This window comes from Rhodococcus sp. WMMA185 (assembly GCF_001767395.1).
Taxonomy (GTDB): Bacteria; Actinomycetota; Actinomycetes; order Mycobacteriales; family Mycobacteriaceae; genus Rhodococcus_F.
On sequence record NZ_CP017014.1, the window covers coordinates 531,086 to 555,809 of the forward strand.

Annotated in this window: 20 protein-coding genes and 1 pseudogene; 11 read left to right on the forward strand and 10 right to left on the reverse strand. The window is 64.4% G+C overall.

Going from position 1 to position 24,724, the window contains the following annotated elements:
* Positions 1–5 precede the first annotated feature (5 nt).
* Positions 6–1,610 carry a serine hydrolase gene (locus BFN03_RS02230; protein ID WP_070377634.1) on the reverse strand — a complete coding sequence of 535 codons (1,605 nt, stop codon included), beginning with the start codon at positions 1,608–1,610 and terminating at the stop codon, positions 6–8.
* A gap of 154 nt (positions 1,611–1,764) precedes the next feature.
* On the opposite strand from BFN03_RS02230, the gene BFN03_RS02235 reads away from it, so the two are divergent.
* Positions 1,765–2,622 carry an acyl-ACP desaturase gene (locus tag BFN03_RS02235; RefSeq protein WP_070380544.1) on the forward strand — a complete coding sequence of 286 codons (858 nt, stop codon included), beginning with the start codon at positions 1,765–1,767 and terminating at the stop codon, positions 2,620–2,622.
* Positions 2,623–2,678: 56 nt separating this feature from the next.
* Here the strand turns inward: BFN03_RS02235 and BFN03_RS02240 are convergent, their stop codons facing one another.
* Entirely contained in the window at positions 2,679–4,082 is a 1,404-nt protein-coding gene (locus BFN03_RS02240) for a class II fumarate hydratase (protein WP_070377635.1), read from the reverse strand.
* Between the two features lie 126 nt (positions 4,083–4,208).
* Positions 4,209–5,249 (reverse strand): class II fructose-bisphosphatase, encoded by a 1,041-nt coding sequence (glpX, locus tag BFN03_RS02245; RefSeq protein WP_070377636.1) that lies wholly within the window; start codon positions 5,247–5,249, stop codon positions 4,209–4,211.
* 222 nt (positions 5,250–5,471) lie between these two features.
* Between glpX and BFN03_RS02250 the strand changes: the two genes are divergently transcribed.
* Positions 5,472–6,041 (forward strand): DUF4245 domain-containing protein, encoded by a 570-nt coding sequence (locus BFN03_RS02250; RefSeq protein WP_070380545.1) that lies wholly within the window; start codon positions 5,472–5,474, stop codon positions 6,039–6,041.
* A 43-nt stretch (positions 6,042–6,084) separates the two neighbouring features.
* On the opposite strand, the gene BFN03_RS02255 is transcribed toward BFN03_RS02250, so the two are convergent.
* The 3 genes from BFN03_RS02255 to BFN03_RS02265 are packed head-to-tail and all read right to left on the reverse strand — an operon-like array spanning position 6,085 to position 8,218.
* The gene (locus tag BFN03_RS02255) at positions 6,085–6,324 is read right to left on the reverse strand and encodes an exodeoxyribonuclease VII small subunit (RefSeq protein WP_070377637.1); all 240 of its coding nucleotides are present in this window, start codon (positions 6,322–6,324) and stop codon (positions 6,085–6,087) included.
* 5 nt (positions 6,325–6,329) lie between these two features.
* The gene (gene xseA, locus BFN03_RS02260; protein WP_070377638.1) at positions 6,330–7,583 is read right to left on the reverse strand and encodes an exodeoxyribonuclease VII large subunit; all 1,254 of its coding nucleotides are present in this window, start codon (positions 7,581–7,583) and stop codon (positions 6,330–6,332) included.
* Positions 7,580–8,218 carry a lipid droplet-associated protein gene (locus tag BFN03_RS02265; RefSeq protein ID WP_070377639.1) on the reverse strand — a complete coding sequence of 213 codons (639 nt, stop codon included), beginning with the start codon at positions 8,216–8,218 and terminating at the stop codon, positions 7,580–7,582. The genes xseA and BFN03_RS02265 overlap by 4 nt, the downstream gene beginning before the upstream one ends.
* 164 nt (positions 8,219–8,382) lie before the next feature.
* Here BFN03_RS02265 and BFN03_RS02270 point away from each other — a divergent pair, with 164 nt between their 5' ends.
* On the forward strand, positions 8,383–9,393 hold the full coding sequence (locus tag BFN03_RS02270; RefSeq protein WP_070377640.1) for a 4-hydroxy-3-methylbut-2-enyl diphosphate reductase: 1,011 nt from the start codon (positions 8,383–8,385) through the stop codon (positions 9,391–9,393).
* Positions 9,394–9,558: 165 nt separating this feature from the next.
* Complete coding sequence (locus BFN03_RS20375; RefSeq protein ID WP_070377641.1) at positions 9,559–9,924, forward strand: hypothetical protein; 366 nt, start codon at positions 9,559–9,561, stop codon at positions 9,922–9,924.
* A 55-nt stretch (positions 9,925–9,979) separates the two neighbouring features.
* Here the strand turns inward: BFN03_RS20375 and BFN03_RS20930 are convergent.
* Together BFN03_RS20930 and BFN03_RS02280 are read right to left on the reverse strand one after the other, a co-directional pair.
* Positions 9,980–10,348 (reverse strand): annotated as a pseudogene (locus BFN03_RS20930) (DUF6542 domain-containing protein); the annotation flags it as partial.
* A gap of 23 nt (positions 10,349–10,371) precedes the next feature.
* Positions 10,372–11,535 (reverse strand): DNA recombination protein RmuC, encoded by a 1,164-nt coding sequence (locus BFN03_RS02280; protein WP_070380546.1) that lies wholly within the window; start codon positions 11,533–11,535, stop codon positions 10,372–10,374.
* 100 nt (positions 11,536–11,635) lie between these two features.
* Between BFN03_RS02280 and BFN03_RS02285 the strand changes: the two genes are divergently transcribed.
* Together BFN03_RS02285 and BFN03_RS02290 are read left to right on the forward strand one after the other, a co-directional pair.
* Complete coding sequence (locus tag BFN03_RS02285; protein ID WP_070377642.1) at positions 11,636–12,820, forward strand: exonuclease SbcCD subunit D; 1,185 nt, start codon at positions 11,636–11,638, stop codon at positions 12,818–12,820.
* Positions 12,817–15,798, forward strand: coding sequence for an AAA family ATPase (locus tag BFN03_RS02290; protein WP_070377643.1), 2,982 nt, complete (start codon positions 12,817–12,819; stop codon positions 15,796–15,798). The genes BFN03_RS02285 and BFN03_RS02290 overlap by 4 nt, the downstream gene beginning before the upstream one ends.
* Here the strand turns inward: BFN03_RS02290 and BFN03_RS02295 are convergent.
* A complete protein-coding gene (locus BFN03_RS02295; RefSeq protein WP_084385727.1) occupies positions 15,745–16,929 on the reverse strand; it encodes an AI-2E family transporter in 1,185 nt (394 codons plus the stop codon). The genes BFN03_RS02290 and BFN03_RS02295 overlap by 54 nt on opposite strands.
* A 162-nt stretch (positions 16,930–17,091) precedes the next feature.
* A complete protein-coding gene (locus tag BFN03_RS02300; protein ID WP_070377644.1) occupies positions 17,092–18,669 on the reverse strand; it encodes an FMN-binding glutamate synthase family protein in 1,578 nt (525 codons plus the stop codon).
* 120 nt (positions 18,670–18,789) lie between these two features.
* On the opposite strand from BFN03_RS02300, the gene BFN03_RS02305 reads away from it, so the two are divergent.
* The 5 genes from BFN03_RS02305 to BFN03_RS02330 all read left to right on the forward strand — a co-directional run bounded on the left by BFN03_RS02305 (position 18,790) and on the right by BFN03_RS02330 (position 24,574).
* A complete protein-coding gene (locus BFN03_RS02305; RefSeq protein WP_070380547.1) occupies positions 18,790–19,212 on the forward strand; it encodes a CD225/dispanin family protein in 423 nt (140 codons plus the stop codon).
* A 48-nt stretch (positions 19,213–19,260) separates the two neighbouring features.
* Complete coding sequence (gene ychF / locus BFN03_RS02310; RefSeq protein ID WP_070377645.1) at positions 19,261–20,340, forward strand: redox-regulated ATPase YchF; 1,080 nt, start codon at positions 19,261–19,263, stop codon at positions 20,338–20,340.
* 1,377 nt (positions 20,341–21,717) lie between these two features.
* Positions 21,718–23,247 carry a serine hydrolase gene (locus tag BFN03_RS02320; RefSeq protein ID WP_157109669.1) on the forward strand — a complete coding sequence of 510 codons (1,530 nt, stop codon included), beginning with the start codon at positions 21,718–21,720 and terminating at the stop codon, positions 23,245–23,247.
* Between the two features lie 584 nt (positions 23,248–23,831).
* On the forward strand, positions 23,832–24,083 hold the full coding sequence (locus tag BFN03_RS02325; protein WP_157109551.1) for a hypothetical protein: 252 nt from the start codon (positions 23,832–23,834) through the stop codon (positions 24,081–24,083).
* A gap of 35 nt (positions 24,084–24,118) precedes the next feature.
* The gene (locus BFN03_RS02330; RefSeq protein ID WP_070377649.1) at positions 24,119–24,574 is read left to right on the forward strand and encodes a hypothetical protein; all 456 of its coding nucleotides are present in this window, start codon (positions 24,119–24,121) and stop codon (positions 24,572–24,574) included.
* The last annotated feature ends 150 nt before the right edge of the window (positions 24,575–24,724 follow it).

Here is a 24,724-nt window from a genome sequence, read left to right on the forward strand (position 1 = left end):
TTGGCTCAGCGAACGAAGGTCCCCTGGCCGTGGGTGTTGTAGTACTCCAATGTGATGCCGTCGCCTGCGAAGGTGGCTTTCGAGATCGTGCCGGGCGGGGCATTCTCGTTGCTCAGCATGAACGTGAACTCGTCGCCGCTCCAGTGCGTCAGCGGAAATGATTGACCGGCGGGGCCGAGTTGGAGCGAGAGTGCGTCGCCGTCTTCGCTGATGACTGCTGGACCCCAGTAGTCGTTGTCGTAGACGCCGGTGTAGGTGTGAAGTGGCTGCGCGGGAGCGGGGTTGGTGGGTGCATCCCTGGCCACAAGACTTCCTTCCGGGGCGCGCATCGACGCGAAGGCCTCGGCGTACAGCGACCGCCAGTCTTCACGGATCGCACCGAATTGGACGAGGTCGGCGAATTCGGCGGTCAGGGTCTCCGGGATACCGACGGGGGTACCGTTGGTCAACGCGACGATGGCGACGTCCGCAGACGGTATCGCGACAAAGTTCGCCGCCACGCCGAGCTGGAACGCGCCCGAGTGGCTGAGGGATACGCGCCCAGCCGGTGTCGTTGACACGTTGAATCCGTATCCGTACATCCCGGGGCGAGCATCCGGGGAACGCGGTGGCACGGAGACGACCTGAGGACTGACGGCGGGCAGAAGTGCGTCCTGGTCGACGATCTGCCTGTCGTCGAACGACCCGTCGGCCAAGAGCATCGCCATCCACTTGCTGATGTCGTTGGCTGACGAGCTCACTCCGCCGGCTGGTGACTGGGCGTCGGGGTCACGCTCAGCGGGAACGTATATCCCGTTGATCAGTTGATGGGCGGTGGCGCGGTCGTCCTCGACCTGATAGTCGGCATACCGGGAACTGGTGGAGGTCATCCCCAACGGTTGGTAGATCGCCTGCTCGGAGAGCGTGGCCCAGTCAGTCCCCGACGCAGCTGCGACAGCCTCGGCCGCCGCGGTGAGACCGAAGTTGGTGTACGCATAGCTTATTCGGAACGGGCTCAGTGGTTCGAGGCGGAGCTTGTCGAGTATCTGCTGTCGGTTGTAGCCGAGGTCCTCCAGTTTGTCGCCGACGTGGTCGGGCAGGCCCGACCGGTGCGAATACAGATCACCCACCGTGACGTGTTCGGTCACCCACGGGTCGGCCAACGAGAAATCGGGCAGCGCGGAGGAGACCGGAGTGTCCCAATCGATTATTCCGGCTCCCACCTGGCGGGCGACGACGGTCGCCCCGACCGGTTTCGATAGCGACGCCAGCTGGAAGACGGTGTCGGCGTCCACCTTCTGATCGGTTCCGACCTCGCGCACTCCGAAGCCCTTGGCGTAGACGGTCTGTCCGTCGTGGACGACGGCCACCGCCATGCCAGGGAGGCCCGAACTGTCCATCAACTCTCTCGCCAGTTCATCGAGGCGCCCTACGGCATCATCGATCTGGCCCTGGGGAATGTCGACACCCGCCACGGTGGCAGGGTTTACCAGGTCAGTGGACGCCATGGGGGAGTTCACGTCAGAGGTACGGGCGAATGAGGCGTCGCTTGTGTCGGAGGTGCAGCCTGCGACGAGCGATCCGCCGAGCACGAGCGTGAGGAGTGTCGCCAGGCTCCTGTGTCTACGCATCTGGCGCTCCTCCGCGCGGGCTCGGAAAGTCGTTGTTTTCAGGCTATCGACCGCAGGTCGACGACCACGCCGTTTTGCCACGATGACGGTGTCGTTTTCCATTGATTTCGCGGCTACGCACCCTGAATATCCATATCGGCGCTACGGTGTTCCGATGGCGATTGACAAGAGTGACTCGCAGTTGCTTCATGAGCTGGTCCCGGCCGTCGAGGAAAACTTCAAGCGCCACATCGCCGAGGCTGACGTTTGGCAGCCACATGATCTGGTTCCCTGGGGTCAGGGCAAGAACTACGCGTTCATCGGTGGAATTGATTGGTCGGCAGACCAATCCTCCCTCAGTGACGTCGAGTCGCTCGCGCTGACGGTCGGGGTGCTCATCGCAGACAACCTGCCCGCATACCACCGCGAGGTCGGCAAGCACCTTGCTCTCGTCGGCCCGTGGTGGCGATGGGTAGGCCGTTGGACCGCGGAGGAGAACCGGCACTCCATCGTGATTCGGAACTACCTGATGGTGACGCGGGCAGTCGACCCGGTTGCCCTCGAGCGTGCGCGAATGGACGAGATGTTGCGAGGCTACGCAATGCCGCCGATGCATCTGATCGAGATGCTCGTGAATTCGGCGTTCGAGGAGAAGGCGGCCGCGGTGCGGCACCACAACACCGCAGCACTCGGGGAGGACCCACTGGTGGCGGTGATCGCCGAGCGGCTTGCCGCAGATGACGATTTGCAGTCGCTCTTCTACCGGAACCTCGTGGATGCGGCCTTCGAACTGGTGCCGGACCAGACTGCACGGGCGGTAGCGTCGCGAATCGCGGCGTTCGATGTGCCGCGGGTAGTGCTCCCCGGGGGAGCCGACAGCACTGCGGTGCTCGCGGAGGCCGGAATCTACGACCCTGCGGCGCAAGGGGAGAAAGTGTTCACCCCGATGCTGCGGTCATGGAATATGGCTACCCGCACCGACTTGGGTCCGGAAGGCGACAAGGCCAGAGAGGAACTGTCCGCACTTCTGTAGCGACCTTCGCCCGACGAGGGTCGAGCCACTCGAGCCCAAGTTCCTGATGCCGGCTGTCAGTCCTTCACCTTGGCCATGGCCAGCACGTCGAGACGTCTGTCGAGTTCTTCCTCGCTGAGCGCATCCCCGACCAAGCCGCGATCCACGACGGTCTCGCGGATGGTCTTCTTCTCCCGGAGCGCTTGCTTGGCGACGGCGGCGGCCTCCTCGTACCCGATCGCAGAGTTCAACGGCGTCACGATTGACGGTGACGACTCGGCAAGGGTCTTCAGGTGCTCGGTATTGGCGACGAGACCGGTGACGCATCGGTCGGCGAACAGCCGCGACACATTCGTCAGCAGTGTGAACGACTCCAACAGGTTCCGGGCCATCATCGGGATGTAGACGTTCAACTCGAACGCGCCTGCGGCGCCGCCCCATGCGATGGCCGCATCGTTGCCGACCACCTGGGCGGCGACCTGCGTGATCGCTTCGGGGAGTACCGGATTGACCTTGCCGGGCATGATCGAGCTTCCCGGCTGCAGGTCGGGGAGCGCGATCTCGCCGAGTCCAGTGAGAGGACCCGAACCCATCCAGCGGATGTCGTTGGCGATTTTGGTGAGAGACACCGCGATCGTGCGGAGAGCGCCGGACGCCTCCACCAGTCCGTCCCGGGCCGCCTGCGCCTCGAAGCTGTTTTTCGCCGACGTCAACTCCTCGAGGCCCGTCGCTTCGACCAGTTCGGCCACTACCTTGCGGCCGAAGCCGTCCGGGGCGTTGAGGCCCGTCCCGACCGCGGTGCCGCCGATGGGCAGCTCACCGAGCCGGGGAAGGCAGGCCACCACGCGTTCGATTCCGGCCTCCACCTGGCGGGCGTAGCCGCCGAACTCCTGGCCGAGGGTCACCGGTACGGCATCCATGAGGTGCGTTCGGCCGGACTTCACGACGGTCTTCCATTCGGCCGATTTGTCGAGCAGGGCCAATCGCAGATGATCGAGGGCGGGAAGCAGATCCTTCACCGCAGACTCGGTCGCGGCGACGTGTGTCGCGGTGGGGAAGGTGTCGTTGGACGACTGCGACATGTTGACGTCGTCGTTGGGGTGAACCGAGACACCGGAAGCGGCGGCGATGGAGGCGATCACCTCGTTGGCGTTCATATTGGAACTGGTGCCCGAGCCGGTCTGGAAGACGTCGATGGGGAACTGGTCGTCGTGTCGGCCTTCGGCGATCTCACCGGCAGCGACGATGATGGCGTCCGCCTTCTCTGCCTCGAGGAGACCCATATCCTTGTTGACCCGCGCGCAGGCCGCCTTCAGCAGCCCCATCGCGCGAATCTGGGCACGTTCCAGTCCTCGGCCGCTGATCGGGAAGTTCTCGACGGCGCGCTGGGTCTGAGCGCGCCACAGTGCGTTCGCAGGCACCCGCACCTCGCCCATGGTGTCGTGCTCGATCCGATACTGCTGCTCGCTGCTCTCGGTCATGGGTCAAACATTGCCACTTCCGAGGCGATGATGGGGCCGCTCCCGTGTGCCTTTCCTGCGTCGGACAAGAGCCCGGTGGGACAAGAGCCGGGGCGGGCGGGAGGAGGCACACGGGAGCAGAGCGGCCTAGAACGTCGGCGGAACAGCACCATCCTCGCCGTCGAAATCCACGGATGAGTATTCGCGCAGCTTTTCGAGACGGTGGTAGGCGTCGATCATGCGGACCGTGCCCGACTTCGAACGCATCACGATCGACTGGGTCGATGCGCCGCCGCCGTAGTAGCGGACGCCGCGGAGCAGGTCGCCATCGGTGACACCGGTTGCGCAGAAAAAGACGTTCTCACCCGACACCAGGTCTTCTGTGGTCAGGACACGGTCCAGGTCGTGACCGGCGTCGATGGCCTTCTGCCGTTCGGCGTCGTCGATCGGGGCCAACCTGCCCTGCAGCGAACCACCCATGCAGCGCATTGCGGCGGCGGCGATGATGCCCTCAGGGGTGCCGCCGGTACCGATCAGGATGTCGGTGCCCGATTCTGGGCGGGCGGCGGCGATCGCGCCGGCGACGTCCCCGTCTGAGATCAGGCGGATGCGGGCGCCCGTGTCGCGGACATCCTGGATGAGTTGTGCGTGCCGGGGCCGGTCGAGGATGCACACCGTCACGTCGGAGACCGAGGCCTTACGAACCTTCGCGACGCGCTTGATGTTCTCGGCGACCGGTGCGGTGATGTCGATGACGTCGGCGGCCTCGGGCCCGACAGCGATCTTCTCCATGTAGAACACGGCGGACGGGTCGAACATCGCGCCGCGTTCGGCAACCGCGAGGACGGAGATGGCGTTGGGCATTCCCTTCGACATCAAGGTGGTGCCGTCGACAGGATCGACGGCGAAGTCGCACTCGGGACCGTCGCCGTTGCCTACGTCTTCGCCGTTGAACAGCATTGGGGCCTCGTCCTTCTCCCCTTCACCGATGACGACGATGCCGCGCATCGATACTGTGTGGACGAGTTGGCGCATGGCGTCGACGGCGGCGCCGTCGCCGCCCTCCTTGTCGCCCCGACCGACCCAGCGACCTGCGGCCAGAGCACCTGCCTCGGTAACCCGGACCAGTTCGAGGGCAAGATTTCGGTCCGGGGCCTCGCGGTGACTCGAAGTGGTGCTAGCCGTCATGGGCAGTGCCTCCTGGGGCGGTCACGGTCGACCCGGTGCGTCGACGCGGTATCGGTGGCCTCGCGGACACCGGGAATCGGGTGGTCTTTCCTGCCCATCATCCCAGAATGACCTGATCACTTTCGCAACAAGGTCCCCGGAAGAAGTGTGATGTGCGCTGCTCGTGTGCGTCCTATGGGCCCGAGAATCGCCGTTTACGCACTGACCCTGGATACTGTGCTTGTGGCATCAGATAAACCGCGCATTCTGCACAACAACCGCGACATGGTGTGGTCGCTCGTTCCCCTTGTCTTGTTCTGTGTGCTGATCGCAGCTATCGCCAGCCAGTGCACGTTCAGCCCGGGCGGACCGACGAGCGGTCCGATCCCGAGTTTCGACATGAACGCGGCGCTGAATTATGACGCCGAGGACCTGTCGTTCCCGGTGCGTGAGCCGGTGATCCCGGAGGGGTGGACGCCCAACTCGGGAAGCCGCAGCGTCGTCAGCGGAGACGAAGGTGGGGACTCGAGCACCGTCGGATTCATCACTCCAGCCGGGCGCTACATCCAGCTCACCCAGAGCGACGCGACCGAGACCGCGCTGGTGTCGTTCGTGGCCGGCGGCCCACGCACGGCGACCGGAACCGAGGATGTCGCGGGCTACAACTGGATCGTGTACGGCGGCGAGGGTGTCGAGCCGATCTGGGTCTCAGACCTCGGCGACGTCCGGATCCTGCTGACCGGCAGCGCGTCCGAAGAGGATTTCCGGCAATTGGCGACCGCAGTGGCAGACGCGCCGGTTCTCGCGCCCTGAGACCCGGCGACGTCGACTCCCGCACTCTGACGCCGCGTCGGCGTCACTCCTCTTCTTCGGCTTCTTCAGCGTGTGAGAGCGCCGTCTCGACGCGTTTGCGTGCTCCGGCGAGGTGCTCCTCGCACCTCTTGGCCAGGGCTTCGCCCCGCTCCCACAGGGCGAGAGAGGCGTCGAGGTCGAGGCCACCCTGCTCGAGCAGTTTGACCACGTCGACGAGTTCGTCGCGCGCCGCCTCATAGCCGAGTTCGGCTATGTCGGTGTCGTTTCCGGTGGACTCACTCATCGCTATCAGTCCTTTCCCATCACTGCGGCGCGGAGTGCGCCGTCAGCGACTCGAACACGAATTTGGGTGCCCGGCGGGGCGTCGTCGACGGACCGCAGCACTGCGGGGTCGCCGCCCGCCACGATTCGCTGCACCACCGAATACCCGCGGGCCAGTGTCGCTGCCGGACCGAGGGTTGTGAGCCGTGCACGGAGATGCTCGATCGTCGTACTCTCCGCGGTGATCGCGCGATTGATGTCGCGTCGTGCGGCATCGCGTAGCCGTTCGACCTCGTCGGACCTTTGGTCGATCGAGCTCAGGGGGTCGGCGAGTACCGGCCGACTGCGAAGCTGGGTGATCAGGTGCGACTCACGCTGGACCCAGTTGCGCAATGCCGCTGCGCTCCGGGTCCGTAGTTCACCGACCAGTGCCAGTTCGGCGACGGCGTCCGGTACCACGCGTTTCGCGGCATCCGTCGGCGTAGCCGCACGCAGGTCGGCCACGTGATCGCTGAGCGGGCTGTCCGGCTCGTGCCCGATCGCGCTGACCACCGGAGTCGTGGCGGCGACGATGGCGCGGCAGAGCGTCTCATCGGAGAACGGCAACAGGTCCTCCACGCTGCCGCCGCCGCGGGCGAGGATGATCACATCGACCTGAGGGTCCGCGTCGAGTTCCTTCAACGCGTCGAGGATCTGTGGGACGGCCGTCGCACCTTGCACAGGGGTGTTGCGCACTTCAAACTTCACGGCCGGCCAGCGCCGCCGAGCCACGCTGAGGACATCGTGCTCGGCGGCGCTGGCACGACCGGTGATCAGCCCGACGGTGCCGGGCAGGAACGGCAGCGGGCGCTTGAGCCGGGGGTCGAACAACCCCTCGGCGGCAAGCAGCGCCCGCAAGCGCTCGATCCGGGCCAGGAGTTCACCGATCCCGACCGCTCGGATCTCGGTCACACGCAGTGACACCGACCCACGGCCGGTGTAGAACGACAACTTGCCGAACATCACTACGCGACTGCCCTCGGTGAGCGGAACAGGTGAGCTCTCCAGCAGTCGAGGAGAGCAGGTCACCGACAGTGACATGTCGACGGAGGGATCCCGCAGGACCAGAAATGCCGTCCGGGTGCCTGGGCGGGCATTGATCTGGGTTATCTGGCCTTCGACCCAGACGCTTCCGAGTCGATCGATCCACTGGGCGACCTTGGCCGACACGGTTCGGACGGGCCAAGGATGCTCGGCGGTACTGGGGCCCACACTGGCTGCGCCGGGCTGGGCGGAGGTCACTTGGTCTTGGCGGTTGTGATGCGATTGGTAAGCATGGTCTGAAACGGTGCCCGCGCCCGGGTGGCGTTCTCGTAATCCAGCAGTGCCGTGAGGTCCTCGACGGAGAGGGTGCGCAGCCGGGCACGCAGCTGCGCGAGGGTCAGTGAACCGTAATCGAGGTGAGCGGCGATCTCCGGTTCGGACACCGGGGGAGTGGCTGGGGCGGACTTCTTGCCGGACTTACTCTTCGTCTTTCGCGTGGAGCCGTTGCTGGCAGCGGGAGCAGACTTCGAGGTGGAGGTCTCCTCGACCGTGCTCTCGTCCTGAGGGTTCAGCGAGTACAGGGCGAATCGGCCCGCCCCGGCCGAGCGGTTGTCGGACGCGCCCGGGGCGGGTGTATCTGGATTGGTGTCCTCGTCGAAGACGGCCCACTCCGGCTGTTCATCGTCGTGGGTCCAATTGATCAAGGCGAAAGCCTGGTCACCTTTGATAGCGAGGGCGGTGATCGACTGCTGGACCCGCATTGTGGTCTGCAATACCTGGCTGAGCGCGGTCATGGGCAGCGTTGCAGCGGTGGTGGGCAGTCTTCTTGCCTCTTCGACGGCCGTCACGGCGATTCCGGCGGCGACACGCGCCACGAAAGGGGGACGAATCATCCCCAAATCCTGCCTTACGGCGCCAGGATTTGGTAGCCGACGTGCCCAGAGCTTCGCCGAGGCCGCACAGTTGCGTCGGCTCGAGTCCGCCCAATAGCACACACGGTTCGCCGCCTCGGGCCGGCGGTGGCGTAGCGGACGGGGGTGCCCAGTAGTCTGAAGCCATGTCTTCGGCTGTTCCACTCGATGTGGGTATTACACGTTCGGCAGGTTCGGGAGCGTCGCGTGCCGATGGTGAGAAGCGGGTTCTGCTCGCGGAACCTCGCGGCTACTGTGCCGGGGTCGATCGCGCAGTCGAGACGGTCGAGAAGGCGTTGGAGAAGCACGGAGCGCCGATCTACGTTCGCAAGGAGATCGTGCACAACCGGCACGTTGTCGAGACGCTCACCGATCAGGGTGTGATTTTCGTCGACGAGACGGACGAGGTACCAGAGGGCTCGCTGCTCGTGTTCTCAGCCCACGGTGTGTCGCCTGCGGTGCACGAATCGGCTGCTGCCCGCAGTCTCCGCACCATCGACGCCACGTGTCCGCTGGTGACCAAGGTTCACCAGGAAGCCAAGCGCTTCGCCCGCGACGACTACGACATTCTCCTCATCGGTCACGAAGGCCACGAGGAGGTGGAAGGTACCGCAGGCGAGGCTCCCGATCACGTCCAATTGGTCGATGGCCCCGACTCGGTCGATGCGATCACCGTCCGTGACGAAACGAAGGTCATCTGGTTGTCGCAGACCACGTTGAGCGTGGACGAGACGATGCAGACAGTGGCACGACTGCGTGAGCGGTTCCCGCACTTGCAGGATCCGCCGAGTGACGACATCTGCTACGCCACGCAAAACCGCCAGGTGGCAGTGAAGGCCATGGCACCCGAGTGTGATCTGGTGATCGTGGTCGGCTCCCGGAACTCCTCGAACTCAGTTCGCCTCGTCGAGGTTGCACTGGGCGCTGGGGCGAAGGCAGCGTACCTCGTCGACTACGCACGCGAAATTGACCCTGCCTGGCTCGACGGGGTGGAAACGATCGGAATCACCTCGGGTGCCTCGGTCCCGGAGATTCTTGTGCGCGGCGTGATCGACCTGCTGGACGAGCACGGATTCCACAACGTGCAATCGGTCACCACCGCCAACGAGACGCTCGTCTTCGCGCTACCGCGTGAGCTTCGTGCCGCGAGGACCTGAGCGCCGCGAATCCTGATCGAACCGGCACACACCTCTAGCGCGGGTGCTCCGTCCCGTACGGCGGCTCGCCGCTGCTTCGGTAGCGCACCCGCGGGATCGGATGCGCGGGGACCTCGGTGTTGCCGCTCTGCGGTCGAGGTGTCGGGCGCGGTTGGATCCACTGGGATGGCGCCTGTGCGGGTCGGTCGACGGTTGGAGGTGGTGCAGCACGGCCACCTGCATACGACGACCGGCGAGGTTGTGGTTGCCCCTGGTGTTGGGGTTGTTGCTGCCGCGGCGGTTGTTGCTGTCGCGGTGGTTGCCCCCGCCGCGGAGGGTGGCCTGGTCCCTGTCGAGGAGACTGACGCGGATGCTGAGGTGCGGCGTCACGTCGTGGGGAGGGGCGGGGGCGCGGCGGTGCGCCCGCTTCCCTTGCCCTTCGCGGGGGAGCCTGCCACGTTTCCTCGCCCGCGGTTCGCGCCCGGGCTGCCCGAGCCGTTCGCTCAGGTCGTCGCGTCGACTTGTGTGTGCGTACAGCGCGGCGTTGTTTGAGCAGAACCAATCGAATCCCGCCGATCACGAGCGCGACAACGGTGGTCCCGAGCATCAGCGGAAACCGGTTGATCAGCGGATATACAACGTTGATCGCCAAATCCTTCAGAGCCGTGCTGCTTTCTCCTGCAATCAGGCTCTGACCTAGCGGTACAGCGACGAACAGGATCAGCGGCGGCTGGACGATCGCGGTGAACAGCGCCCGATTCCCCGCGGCGAGCACGGCGAGAATGCAGCCGAGGAAGTAGAACGCGGAGAACGCCGCCGTGAGTTCGGTGCCTCGAGTCGCATCCACGGCGAGTCCGGCAAAAGTGACTCCGACGGCCAGGAGAACGACGCCCCACCAGGGGAGTCCCGGGATCGTTGGGATGACCGACCTACTGTCGAGTGGCACCCCAGAGCGAGCACGTTGCGTTGCAGACACACAATGACAGTAACCGCAACTTGCTAAATGGCCTCGTTGGCGTGTCCGTTCGAGGGTGACAGATCCTCGAGGTTTGTGCGTCGCGGCCAGGAGTCCACGGGCTCGACCTCGGGTAAATCGCCGTCGAAGATCTCGAGGTCGTGCAGCTTACGGGCGGTGACTGTTACTCGGGACTCCATCGAGGCGACGGTGAGGTTGAACGAGTCCACTGCCTTGCCGAGTTGTGAGCCCAATCGGTCGAGGTGCGAACCGACGATTCCCAATCTCGAGTACAGCTCGCGGCCGAGTTGGTGAATCTTCGCAGCGTCCTGCGACAAGGATTCCTGACGCCACGTGTGTGCGATGGTCCGTAGCAACGCGATCAGTGTGGTGGGTGTGGCCAGGATTACGTTCCGTTCGAAGGCGTACTCGAGGAGTCCGGAGTCGGTGGTCAGCGCCGCGTCCAGGAACGGGTCGCCAGGAACGAACAGGACCACGAACTCCGGCGTCGGGTCGAAGGACTCCCAGTACGCCTTGTCGGCCAACTGGTCGACGTGGGTGCGCAGTTGCCGGGCGTGGCGGGTGAGGTGCTTTGCCTGTGCACTCGGATCTTCTGCCTGCGCGGCGTCGAGGAAGGCCGCGAACGGGACCTTCGCGTCGACCACGATCTGCTTGCCTCCCGCCAAATACACGAGAAGGTCGGGACGGACACCCTCCCTGCTGACCTGTGTGTCGAAGTCGCAGTGCCGGACCATTCCGGCCAACTCCACCACGCGCTCGAGTTGGATCTCGCCCCACTTGCCGCGGACCTGCGGCGCGCGAAGCGCGGTGACGAGTTGACTGGTTTGTGTGGACAGCGTCTGTGAGGCCCGGTACATGCCCTCGACCTGCTCGGTGAGTCCGGCATAGGCGTGGACGCGATTGCGTTCGACGTGATCGACCTGCCGAGCCAACGCGCCGACCGCCTCCTGCAGGGGTCCGACCAGGCGAGAGACTTGATCGCCGATCGCGCCCGAGTGGCGTCGCGCAGAGTCTTCACTGGCAGCAGTCAACGATTGCCGCAGTAGGGTTTCGTTCTCCCGCAGTGCAGCCAGTTGGGCTTCGGCTCGCGCGGCCCGGTCACCACTGCGTGCTGCGTGCAGCAACCACCCGAGGGCAGTGCCCGCGGCCAGCGCGAGGAGCATGCCGAGTGCAGCGAGTGCATTCATGAGGAAGATGGTGCACCAAGCCACCGACAAGTGGAATCGATTCGGCGCCGTGCGGTGGAAGTTTCGAGGATGTCACCGTGGTGCTCTACGGTCTCGGGGTATGAGGATCCTGCACACTTCGGACTGGCACATCGGACGCACGTTCCACGGGGTGGATCTGCTCGCCGACCAGGCCTGTGCGCTCGATGCCATCGCCGCCGTCGTCGCCGAGCGCAGTGTCGACGTCGTCGTCGTTCCTGGAGACGTCTACGACCGTTCGATCCCCAGCGCTGATGCCGTCACCGTATGCAACCGCGGATTGGAAGCGATCCGAGACGCCGGCGCGGTCATCGTCGCGACCTCCGGCAATCACGACTCTGCTGCCAGGTTGGGTGCCGGCGCGGCATTCTCCCGTGCCGGCGGCCTGCATCTGATGACGACGGTCGCAGGTATCGGCTCACCTGTGATTCTCGAGGACGAGTACGGTCCGGTCGCGTTCTACGGCATTCCCTACCTGGAACCGGAGATCACCCGCGATCGACTCGGGGTGCCGTCCGCCCGGTCGCACGCCGAGATCCTCGATGCCGCGATGGGCCGTGTTCGCGCCGATCTCGATGTCCGGCGTCAGACCCTTGCTCGAACCAGGTCTGTGCTGCTCGCGCACGCGTTCGTCGTGGGTGCCGAGCCCACGGGATCGGAGCGGTCCATCTCGGTCGGTGGTGTCGAGACGGTTCCGGCTTCGGCGTTCGAGGGAGTCGACTACGTGGCGCTCGGCCACCTCCATTCGCCTCAGACTCTCGCCGAGAACATTCGGTACTCCGGTTCACCGCTGCCGTACTCGTTCGGAGAGCGGACCCACGACAAGGCGGTCTTCATCGTGGAGATGGACGCAGACGGACTGCGAGCCGTCGAGCGTGTCGCGTTGCCGGTGGTCCGCGGATTGCGACAACTGACGGGCACGGTGCGTGAGCTGCTGGAGAACGACGAATACCAAGACGCCGAGGATTGCTACGTGTCAGCCGTCCTCACGGACCCAGAGCGTCCGATCGACGCCATGCGCGCGCTGCAGACCCGATTCCCCTTCGCCGTCCATCTCGAGTGGCAACGCCCGGAGGGCAGTGAGACTCTCCGGTACCGAGACAAGATTCGTGGGCGCAGCGATTTGCAGATCACGCGCAGCTTCCTGGCTGATGTACGCAGCGATCCGTCGCCGGGTGAGGTGAGGTTGGTGGAAGCCGCACTCGGATTCGCAGACCGGGCAGGGGAGCGCACCGCCGAAGTTGGTGCAATGGAGCAGACCGCATGAAACTGCACCGACTCGAGATCGAAGCCTTCGGGCCGTTCGCCGGATCGGTGGAAGTCGACTTCGATCGTCTCGGCGCCGATGGTCTGTTCCTTCTGCACGGTCACACCGGCGCGGGTAAGACCACTGTTCTCGATGCGGTGGCCTTCGCGCTCTACGGCACCGTTCCCGGGGCACGAAAGGAAGGTAAGCGGCTCCTCTCCGACCATGCGCCCGCCGGCTCGGTTCCGACGGTGACACTCGAGGCCACGATTGCCGGTCGGCATCTGCGAATCGTGCGCAGCCCCGAGTTCGAGCGCCTGAAGCGCCGGGGGTCGGGAACGATCAAGGAGAACGCGAAGGCCACGCTCAGCTGGCTCGACGGTCGCGGCGAAGACCTGTCCCGCATCCCCGACATCGCCGAGGAAGTCGGGCGGCTGATGGGCATGAGCGCCGATCAGTTCTTCCAGGTGGTCCTGCTGCCGCAGGGTGAGTTCGCGAGGTTCCTGCGCGCCGACAACGAGGACCGCGGTCAGCTTCTGGAGAGGTTGTTCGACACCACCCGTTTCCAGACGGTGGAAGAGTGGTTCCTCAACCGCAGGCGCACGAGCGCCCAGGATTTGGACGAACATCAGAGGGGCATCGAGGTCCTGATCGCGAAGGTCGCGACAGCAGCGGGAATCGAGGCGGGCGCCGACGCCGATCCCGTGATCTGGGCCCACAAGCTCGGGAATCAGGCCCGTGAGGTCCATGAAGCCGCCTCGAATGACCTGGAGAGGGCCAAAGCTGACGCGAAGTCGGCCGGTGACGCACTGGCCGAGGCCCGCCGGATTCTCGAACTGCAGAACCGTCGACGCCGGGCGGAGGAGGAACTTGCCGCCCACGCGGCAGGGGCAGGCGAGCGCTCCGTCCTCGCCGCCGAGTTGGCCGATGCGCGCCGCGCCGAACCGGTGGCAGCCGTGGCGCGGGAAGCTGAGGATGCTCGGACCAAGTCGGCCAGCGCTCTGCAGAGGGCAGAGGTGATCGCCGAGGACCTTGGTTCGAGAATGGGTGGTCACGACCTTGTGGCCGAATTGCCCTGGCCACCGGCGTCTTCCGATCGAGAGCGTATCCGGTCGAAGATCCGTTCCTGGCGAGACGAGGTCGTGCGTCTCGACGCCGCCCTTGTCGAGTCCGCCGCCGCCGCACGCCTCTCCGTCGAACTCGATCGCCTGCGGGAACGGAGAGTCGAACTCACCGGCGCTGGTGAGGCGCTGTCGCAGGAACGCGAGCAGCTGCCTCTCGCGCTGCAGGTAGCGGAGAGGGAGCTCGAGTCGGCGCAGAAGGCCGCTGCCGCTCTGCCCGCCCTCGTGGACGTCCGAGACCGTGCGGCCGATGCCGCCTCGGCTGCAGCAGATCTTCGGCCGCGCCGGCTCGAGCGTGATCGGCTCGAGCAGGCGGTGCTCGACGCCCGGCAGTCGCATCAGGACGCGCGCGGAAGCTGGCTCGACCTGCTGCAGCGTCGAATCGTCGGGATGGCAGCGGAACTGGCGGGCAACCTCGAGGACGGTGAGCCCTGCGTGGTGTGCGGATCGCTCGAGCATCCGCGTCCGGCCGAGCCGTCTGAACTATCCGTCACCAAATCGGAAGAGGACGAGGCACTAGGCGAGGAGCAGCGTGCGGCGGTCGCGTTGACCGCCACGCGGGACGAGCTGGCCGTGGTCGAGCGTGAGATCGAGGTGCTGATTCAGCGCTGTGGTGACGGTGACGTGGACCAGCTCGCACAGGCACACACCGAAGCCGACAGGAAGGTGCAAGAGGCGACCGTACTCTCCAACGAGGTAGGGGCGCGGGCCAAGTCACTCGGAGACCTTCGGGATCGTGAGAGCCAGCTGCACGAACGCCTCAGGGAACTGGGCGCAGACGCGGCAACCGTGGACGAGAAGCTCGCAGCGACTGCGGCGCAATTGGACGAGATCGAAATCCGAGTGAAAGCGGCCGCAGGCGAGGATCCGAGTGTGGAAGCTCGCCGCGTGCGGCTCGAGGAGCTTGCCGAGACGGCTTCACGTCTTCTCGACGCACGTGATGCGGGTGTTTCGGCGGAGGTTTCCGCCGGTGAACTCACCGCAAAGGCGAAAGCGCTCGCTGAGAGTGCAGATTTCGGGGACATCGACGAAGCCCTGTCTGCAGTGAGAACAACGGCTCGGCAAGGTGAGATCGAGGCAGTTCTCTCGGCGGCTCGCGACGCGGAGGTCGGCGCCCGGAGAGTGCTCGATGATCCGGATGTGCTTGCCGTCTCGGGCGTCGAACCCGTGGAATTGTCTCCCGTCCAACACGCGCACGATGTCGCGACGGAGTCGGTGAACGCTGCCGTCGCAGCGGCAGCTGATGCCGAGCGCCGGCTACTCGACCTCGAACGATTCGTCAGGCAGCTCGACGAGGCTGCCGAGGCGATGGCCCCGAAGCAGGCTGCCCACGAGGAGCTGGCCGCGCTCGCCGAGGTGATCGCAGGTCGTGGTCAGAATTCCCGACGAATGTCGCTGCGGTCCTATGTGCTGGCGGCGCGGTTGGAAGAGGTGGCGGTTTCGGCGTCCGCACGCTTAGGCCGAATGTCCGCTGGGCGATATGAATTCGTGCACAGCGACGAAGCCGGGCCGCGGGGCCGACGTGGAGGCCTGGGGCTCGACATCCGCGACGACTACACAGGGGTGGTGCGGTCGGCCAAGACTCTCTCCGGTGGGGAGTCGTTCCTGGCGTCATTGTCGTTGGCGCTCGGCCTCGCCGATGTGGTCGCCGCGGAGTCCGGAGGCGTCGTGCTCGACACGATGTTCATCGACGAAGGATTCGGCACTCTCGATTCCGACACCCTCGATTCGGTCATGGGTGTGCTCGACGAACTTCGAGCCGGTGGCCGTGTGGTCGGAATCGTCAGTCACGTCGATGAGATGCGTCAGCGAATCCCGAACCGACTACACGTGATTCGCGGACGATCCGGCTCCACCCTGGAGGTGGTCGCCGGCTGACGCCGGTGAGTTCTCGCCGGAGACGGATTCGTCGACCGTGACACCCTCTCGCTCGGCCTCTTCGAGATCTTCGTCGATGGCAAGGGTGTCGTCGATGTTGCGCTCCTCGCTACGCAGGTCGATCTGTTCGCCGATGTAGCGAAGCATTACGGCGATCACGGCTGCGGTGGGGACCGCAAGGAAGGCACCGATGATTCCGAATACGGAACCGCCCGCCGCGACGGAGAGCAACACCACGACCGCATGGAGTTTCATGCTCTTGCTCTGCAACACCGGCTGCAGCACGTTGCCCTCGATCTGCTGCACCGCGATGATGATGATCAACACGATTATGGCTGTTGTCAGGCCGTTGGCCACCAGCGCAACGAGCACGGCGAGAGCACCCGCGACGAACGCACCGACGATCGGGATGAAGCCACCGATGAATGTCAGGATCGCCAGGACCGGTGCGAGCGGCACACCGAGGATCAGTAGTCCTGCGCCGATGAACACGGCGTCGATCAGGCTGACCAGTGCCTGAGTTCGGATGAACCCGCCGAGCGTATTCCACATTCGGCTGAGCACCGCTTCGAGGTGGTATCCCGCGCGCCCACCGGTCACGGAGTGCAGCCAGGGAAGGAACCGGGGGCCATCCTTGATGAAGAAGAACGACAGGACGAGCACGAGGCCGAGGGTGATCAGGAGCGATCCGGCGGTGCTGACTCCGGTGAACACACCGGACGCGATGGCGGTTCCACTCTCCTGAACCTTCGTGATGACTAGGTGGATGCCCTCGTTGATCTGCTCGTCCTGCAGGTTGATCGGGGGACCTCTCAGCCAGTCCTGGATCGTATTGATGCCCTCGGTGGCTCGGTTGGCTAGTTCAGGTGCTTGGTTGACGACCGATGGCACGATGCCCGCGACGATTCCGGCGACGACCGCGATGAACACCACGAGCGTCGTCGCGGCAGCGAGCGCCGGGGGGACGTTCCGTTTCGTCATCGCCCTGGTCGGCGGCCACAACACGGTGCATACGACGATGGCCAAGGCCACGGGAAGAACGATCACCCACAGCTTCGCGATGACCCAGCCGAGCAACACGGCGCCCAGTGCGATTGCTGCCAGAACCAGAGACCATTTGGCCAACCACATCGCGCCGACCCCGATGAGGTGCCCCCGGTCCGGTTTCACGGATCCGCGTTCCGCCACAGATAGTCCTCCTCTTTGTGCAGGCGTCGTCAGCCTGCTGTGCAGACAATGCCTGCACACCAGATCGTACTGATAGCGGCGTCGGTGATCGGGGAGGTCGTGCCGTCAGAAGTGAGCTGAATCGGCGTCGATCCAGTCACTCAACCAGCTTGCGGGTGGGTCGTCGAGAAGTTCACCCGGCATCAGCCACTCGTAGAGTTCAGCATAGGTTTCGGTGGTGACACCGTCGACCCGGCGGTTGAGCATGTCCGGTGTCAGCTGATCGAAGCTGTCGAGGCCCATCGATGCCACCATCTGCTGGGCGCTGGCGACTGTCGATTTCTGGAACCGGAACACGCGTGCGGCTTTGTCGGGGACGTCGAGTGCTCGGGTCCGCTCCGGGTCTTGCGTGGTGACCCCGACCGGGCAGCGGTTGGTGTGGCAGATCTGCGCCTGAATGCACCCGACAGCGAACATCATGGCCCGCGCGGACATTGTGAAGTCGGCGCCCTGGATGATCCGCTTGACGATGTCTGCGGCACTTGCGACCTTGCCTGAGGCGCCGATCTTGATGCGATCGCGCAGCCCCGTCCCGGTGAGCGCGTTGTGTACCAGCATCAGCCCCTCGGTGAGAGGCATCCCCATGTTGTCCTCGAATTCCACTGGACCGGCCCCGGTCCCACCCTCGGAACCGTCGACAATCACGAAATCGGCGGTGACGTCGCGCCTGCGCATGGCTTTGCAGATTGCGAGGAATTCGACGCGGGAACCGACACACAATTTGAACCCCACCGGCTTGCCACCCGACAGCGCTCGAAGCTCGATGATGAAGTCGACCAACTCGTTCGGGGTTCTGAACGCGGTGTGGGCGGGCGGCGAGACCACCGTCTCCCCGAGGGGTAGCCCCCGCGTCTCCGCAATTTCGCGCGACACCTTCGCCCCGGGCAGTATGCCGCCGAGTCCCGGTTTCGCACCCTGGGAGAGTTTGATCGAAATGGCCTTCACCTGCTCGCCTCTCGCTAGTTCGGCGAAGGCGGAGGCGTCGAAACGGCCATCGCGAGTGCGGCAGCCGAAGTAGGCGGACCCGATCTCCCAAATCAGGTCTCCACCGTGCTTGCGGTGGTACGGGCTGATGGCGCCCTCGCCGGTGTCGTGGGCGAACCCGCCCCGTGCCGCCCCTGCGTTGAGCGCTTCGATGGCGTTGCCCGACAGTGCCCCGAAACTCATCGCAGACACGTTCAAGAGAGCGATGTCATAGGGACGCAGGCAGTCTGGACCGCCGAGCCGTACCCTGGGCGGTTCCGACGGCGCCGTCCTTGCGCGTAGAGAGTGGGTCATGAACTCGTAGCCGATCGCGTGCACGTCCCGCTCGGTGCCGAACGGCTCCTCCGCAAGAGTGCCTTTGGCGCGTGAGTAGACGAGGTCTCGGGTCTCTCGATCGAAGGGAGTTCCATCAGTTGATGATTCGATGAAGTACTGCTGAATCTCGGGCCGTATCTTCTCGAGGAGGAAGCGGGCGTGCCCGAGTATCGGATAGTTCCGCAGGAGGCTGTGCCTGCGTTGCAGCAGATCCCGCGTCCCCACTACGGCCAGCGTGAGCAGGACGGCTGCGACGAACCACCAGGCGCGCGCCAGACCGACAGTCAAGGCCGCAGCGCCGAGCCCGAGGATCCATATCACGAGGACGATCAACCAGCGGGTCACCTCCTGAGACTAAGACCTGCAGGCAGGTGTTGGTGCGTGCTCCGGCAGAGTCACTTCCAGGGCTTCCGGGAGGGGATGAAATAGTGAACGCAAGTTCCGTTGCCGCGAATGGGGGAATTGATGTCAGAACCGACTAGTAATCCGCAATGGCCGAGCGACCAGGGAATGCCGAAACCTGACGACACGGGTTCGTCCGGCTTCCAGTACCAGACCCAGCAGCAACCGCCGCAGCAGCCGTATCCGGGCCAGTACGGCCCGCCGCCGCTGCCGCCGTCGAACGCAGGATGGGCCGTGGCCGCAGTGGTCTTCTTCTGGCCCCTCGCGTTCTCGGCGTTCAACCACGTTCACGAGGTGTACCCCCGGTGGGCGATGGGCGACTACCAGGGCGCTCACTATGCATCGGAACGGGCCAAGTCCCTCGGCAAGATCGCACTCTGGATCTTTGCGGCGCTGATGATCCTGTTCGTGGTCTTCTACGTGGTCCTGATCGCCGTCGTGATCGCAACTGGCGACACCTCGAGTTTGAATACCACGAGCTTGTGACCACCGACGGTCGGTGATTCGATCCGGACGCCGTAGAATCCAACGACCGTGAGCCTTACCCTCGGAATCGTCGGACTGCCCAACGTCGGCAAGTCCACCTTGTTCAACGCTCTGACCAACAACGACGTGCTGGCCGCGAACTACCCGTTCGCGACCATCGAACCCAACGTCGGACTGGTCGAACTGCCCGATCCGCGGCTGTCCAAGCTCGCCGACATATTCAGCTCTGCGCGCATCCTGCCTGCAACGGTGTCGTTCGTCGACATCGCCGGCATCGTCAAGGGCGCTTCCGAGGGGGCGGGCCTGGGCAACAAGTTCCTGGCCAACATTCGAGAGGCCGACGCGATCTGCCAGGTAGTTCGCGTGTTCAATGACGACGACGTCGTGCACGTCGACGGTCGCGTGGACCCGGCGTCCGACATCGAGGTGATCGAGACAGAGCTCGTCATCGCCGATATGCAGACGCTGGAGAAGGCGCTTCCGCGGCTCGAGAAGGAAGCGAAGAAGAACAAAGAACTCAAGCCCACGCACGACGAGGCATTGAAGGCGCAGGAGGTTCTCAACGAGGGTAAGACCCTGTTCAGCGCGAAGGACAAGCTGGACTTCGGGTTGCTGCGGGAGCTGAGCCTGCTCACCACCAAGCCGTTCCTCTACGTCTTCAACGCCGACGAGTCGGTCCTCACCGACGAGGCGAAGGTCGCCGAGCTTCGGGCCTCCGTGGCCCCCGCGGATGCGGTGTTCCTCGATGCGAAGGTCGAGCAAGAGCTACTCGAGCTCGACGAGGAGGACCGGCAGGAGATGCTCGACTCGATCGGTCAGAGCGAGCCCGGGCTGCACGCCCTTGCCCGTACCGGCTTCCACACCCTCGGGCTGCAGACCTACCTGACCGCAGGCCCCAAGGAAGCCCGGGCCTGGACCATCCACAAGGGCGATACCGCCCCGCAGGCCGCCGGCGTCATCCACACCGACTTCGAGCGCGGCTTCATCAAGGCCGAGATCGTGTCCTTCGGCGACCTCGTCGATGCCGGCTCGATGGCCGCCGCCAAGGCGGCGGGCAAGGTACGCATGGAGGGCAAGGACTACATCATGGCTGACGGCGACGTGGTGGAGTTCCGGTTCAACGTGTAGAGGCCCTGGTCAACTGCTTATTCTTGGCTCTCGGTAAGGCTGCGGAGGGTAGTGCTCACGGAATGCCGCCGTCAGCCCGATGCGCGGGTCGCTGAGCGAACAGTGGTGACAAACCCGGAGCTGCGCCCTCGCTAAGCAAGGTATGGTCCGCGCCCTGGCCTTTGATCCAGAGGAACATGCCCCGTCGGCGCTGGTTAGTCTCCTTGAATAGTCCAATCCGGCTCCTGGGAAACCGCCGGAATCCGGCTCGCGTGTAGGCAGGGGACCCAATCGTCGTTATTGTCCCTCTGGGAAGAAAGTCTGATTTGCGAGGTTCTCGACGCATAGAACCATCACTTCCCGGCCAGTCTCAACATCACCGACGAAAGAGGAACCGTTGAAGAAGTCAGTTCGTGCCACTGTGACGGCAGTGGTTGCCGCCCCGCTCCTCGCTGCCGCGTTCGCGACGCCGGCCAGCGCGGCAGACGGTGGGAACGTCACCGTCGACCCTATGGTTATCCAGGTCAGCGACGATCAGGACGGTCCTGACGGTTCCTGCCCCGACCAGAGCTCGCCCACCGGTTCAACGGGCTCGACCAGCGCATTTGAGTCGATGGATGTGCTCATGGGGTCACTGGAGTCGCCAATGGAGTCAGTGGAGTCACTGGGGTCACTGGGGTCAATCTTGAGTCCCCTCCTCTTTGGGGGGTCCGTCGCGGGATATGCCCTTACCTTTTATGGGATGAGCGTCGAGACCCCCTTCCCGATGCCCTGCTTCCCAATCCCTGAGGACTAACCGAGTGGTCTATGAGTCGGACTCAGACCAGGGGTGTCCACAGTGCGTGCGCCCTCCAGGGGTAGGGGTTCGAAATCGCTGCAGTTCACCAGGACGACCACTCCGCCCGGTCCCTGCTTCTCTCTCCCGGGCTGAGGGGGTCGCGCCCGCGCATGCGGACATAGGGGTGTTCGGTCGAAACAGGGCCCAAAACAGCCCGTTCTTGGACGAAAAACGGCGCTCATACCGTGGACACCTGGCCGAAGCCGATCGGTATTCGGCGGTATTCGGCGTAGGGGTCTGCGTGGTCATCGTGCCCACGTTTTGAGCCATCATCTTGCTGACGTCGATATCATGATCGACCTCAGGGGCGCCGGATGTTCCTCTCGGTACGCAGAGAGCACGCAGTAGATCAGATTCGCCCCATACCCAGCCAGCAATCCGAACGGTGGAACATGCAGATAGAGTGCATTTCTCAACAACTGTCAGCTTCAACAAACGCCCAGCACTGAATTCCGGTTCCACGTGTAGTGGGGCTCAGGGCGAGGTAACGAGAAAGGTCCGATGTGCACGCTCTCCGCCGATACTCACCGCTTGCAGCGGTCTTCGCTGCCGCTACTCTGATGGCCGGATGCACCTCGACCGTAGAGGACATACCGCGCACGTCCGCGACTCCAACGCCGGTCAATCCCGCTCAGGTCGCGGGTGTTCCGCTTCCCGAGGGTGCGGTCGCGGATGCTGTCGCCCAACTCGATCGGCGAGTCGAGGAACTGATGGATTCCTCCGGTATCCCGGGTATGGCCGTCGCCGTCGTGCACGCTGGAGCGACCGTGTACGCGAAAGGGTTCGGAGTCCGCGAGGTCGGATCTTCGGAGAAGGTGACCGCCGACACGGTATTCCAGTTGGCATCCCTATCGAAACCGATCGGTGCGACCGTCGTCGCGCATCAGGTCGGAAAGGGGATCGTCGACTGGGGCACCCCAGTCGCCGAGAAGGTGCCCGGGTTCTCGCTCGCCGACCCGGATACGACCGAGAACGTCACCGTCGGCGACCTGTACGCACATCGCTCCGGGCTCCCCGGTCACGCCGGCGACATACTCGAGGGTCTGGGCTACGACCGGCAACAGATCCTCGAGCGGTTGCGTCTGCTCCCGATCAACCCGTTCCGGAACTCATACGCGTACACCAACTTCGGCCTCACGGCGGCTGCCGAGGCCGTGGCGAACGCGTCGGGCACCGATTGGGCGACCCTGTCGCAGCAGGCACTCTACGAGCCGCTAGGCATGTCGACCACCAGCTCCCGCTATGCGGACTACGCAGCGCGCGAAAACCGTGCCGTAGGCCACATGAAGATCGACGGAACGTATGTCGCGCAGGCGGAGCGGGATCCGGACCCCCAGTCGCCCGCCGGGGGCGTCAGTTCGTCCGTAAACGATCTCACAGCATGGTTGAAGATGCTGCTGGCCAACGGTGAGGCCGACGGACGGCAGTTGATTCCCGCCGAATCGCTTTTACCAGCGATCTCGCCGCAGAACGTCTCTTCGGCGCCGACCTCCCCCGACGCCCGCGCGGGTTTCTACGGTTACGGGTTCGACATCGACATCAGCCCGGCCGGGCGCATCATTCTCAGTCATTCGGGGGCATTTGCGTCCGGGGCGGCGACGAGCTTCGTCGCGATCCCGTCGGCTGATGTCGCAATCGTCGCGCTCACCAATGCCGCACCGATCGGCGTCCCGGAGACGCTCACCTCCGAGTTCGCCGAGTTGGTCCAGTTTGGTGAGGTTCGCCAAGATTGGGTGGGGCTGTACGAGAAGGAATTTCCGCCGATGCCCGATCCGGAAGATGCGTTGACCGACCAGGTGCCGACTGCACCGATACCATCGCCCCTGGCGACGTATGTTGGCTCGTACGCCAACGAGTACTTCGGTGCGGCACAAGTCACCGAACGCGAAGGCGCTCTGATTCTAACGATGGGCCCCGAAGGCCTAGTCTTCCCGCTGAGTTACCAGGCCGGTGACGAATTCACCTTCGCCCCCGCCCGTAAGGGTGGCCCAACCGGCATGGTTTCCAAGGCCTCCTTCATTGGCGACACCCTGGTGCTCGAGTTCTTCAATGCGAACGGGCTCGGCACATTCACCAGGGGTGCACCGTGAACTCGACAGCAGAACAGGGCCCAAAAGGGTCTCTGCACCTGGAAATCTCAGGTAGACCTATCCCCGGCTAGCTCGAGATGTTGCTTCCTGGCGGGTTCACGGGGCTCGGAAAACGACCTGACGAGCTGCCCTGGCGTGTTCCTTCCCCGAACTCCCAAACCGAGTAGGTCGGCTACTTTGCAGGGGCTTGCTGTTCCTCCACCGAACAGGATCAGTGCGCCGACGATCCGGGCGAAGTTCTTTGGTTTCATGCCGGTTTGATACCACACAGGGAAAGTCATACCAAACCGGTCAGGCTTACCTTGCCGAAACCAATCCAGTTGCGCAGGATAGTAGTTCCCGTACAGGCCTCGGGGTATCTCGGAGCGTCGGCTTGGTGATATCAACTTCGATCCAGAGACACCAGAGTTGTGACGCCACCCGATTTGCCCCGCGTTACGAGGGGCGTATACCGTGCGCGCCGAATCAGTCAACAAGCAATCTGTTGATCAGATAACAGGCGCCACTATCGATTTGAGGTCTCTCGATGCATAAGGAGTCGCCAATCGCTGCTGGATGGGCTGGTTGACCGGTACACCGCCGGCTTGGATGAAGACGCTCGTCGGCGATTGGGGTACAGCATCGAGCAGGATGCCGTCGCCCAGCTGATCGCTTTCATTGATACCGGTTTGGAGCGGGGCGACCTCCGCGACGATGAGGTCGATGTCGCACTCGGGCTGGCTCGGCAGAATCGGCTCTTGAAAGACAGCCAGTACTTTGCGGAGAAGTTAGCGAAGGTGAAGGCTCGCCGAGCAACCGGAGTGTCGTTCGCGCCCATGGGTGCAGAGGTGGGTTAGCCTCGCGGAACATCACTGGACGAAAGAGGAACCCGTTGAAGAAATCTGTTCGCACCGCAGCATCCGCACTGCTGGCCGCCCCGCTCCTGGCCGCCGTGTTCGCGGCACCTGCCCAGGCGGCGCCGGAGGACGTCACCCTCTCGGCGACAACCGAGGGCAAGGACATGATCGTGACCATCACCAACAACAGCGAGTCGAAGATCGACTGCAGAGCGTCCACAGCCCCGCCTATATCCGGCCATTCGGGAGACCTTATGTTTCTCGACGTGATCATGGATGTCGAACCCGGCAGCGTGGATAGTGCGAGGGTTACCGCAGAGGTGCGCGGGGACCACACCATCGATTGGTCTTGTGAGGCTTCCGATGGCGGCGAGCGTTGGGGGACATTCGTGGGCACGGCCAAGGCCTTCGAGATCTCCTTCGAAGATCGAACCTTCGGCAGCGTGAACTTTTTCGTCAGCCAGCTGCTGGAATCGATCTTCGACAGCTGACTCGAGACCACGAAGGCCCCGTGAGTATTTCGCTCCCGGGCCTTTGTAGGGGTGGGGTTGCAATCACTACAAGTTTCGGCCGACACCACTCCGTCCGGTCACTGGCTCTCTTCCCCCTGAGGCCAAGGGGCGCGCGCGGATAAAGGGGTG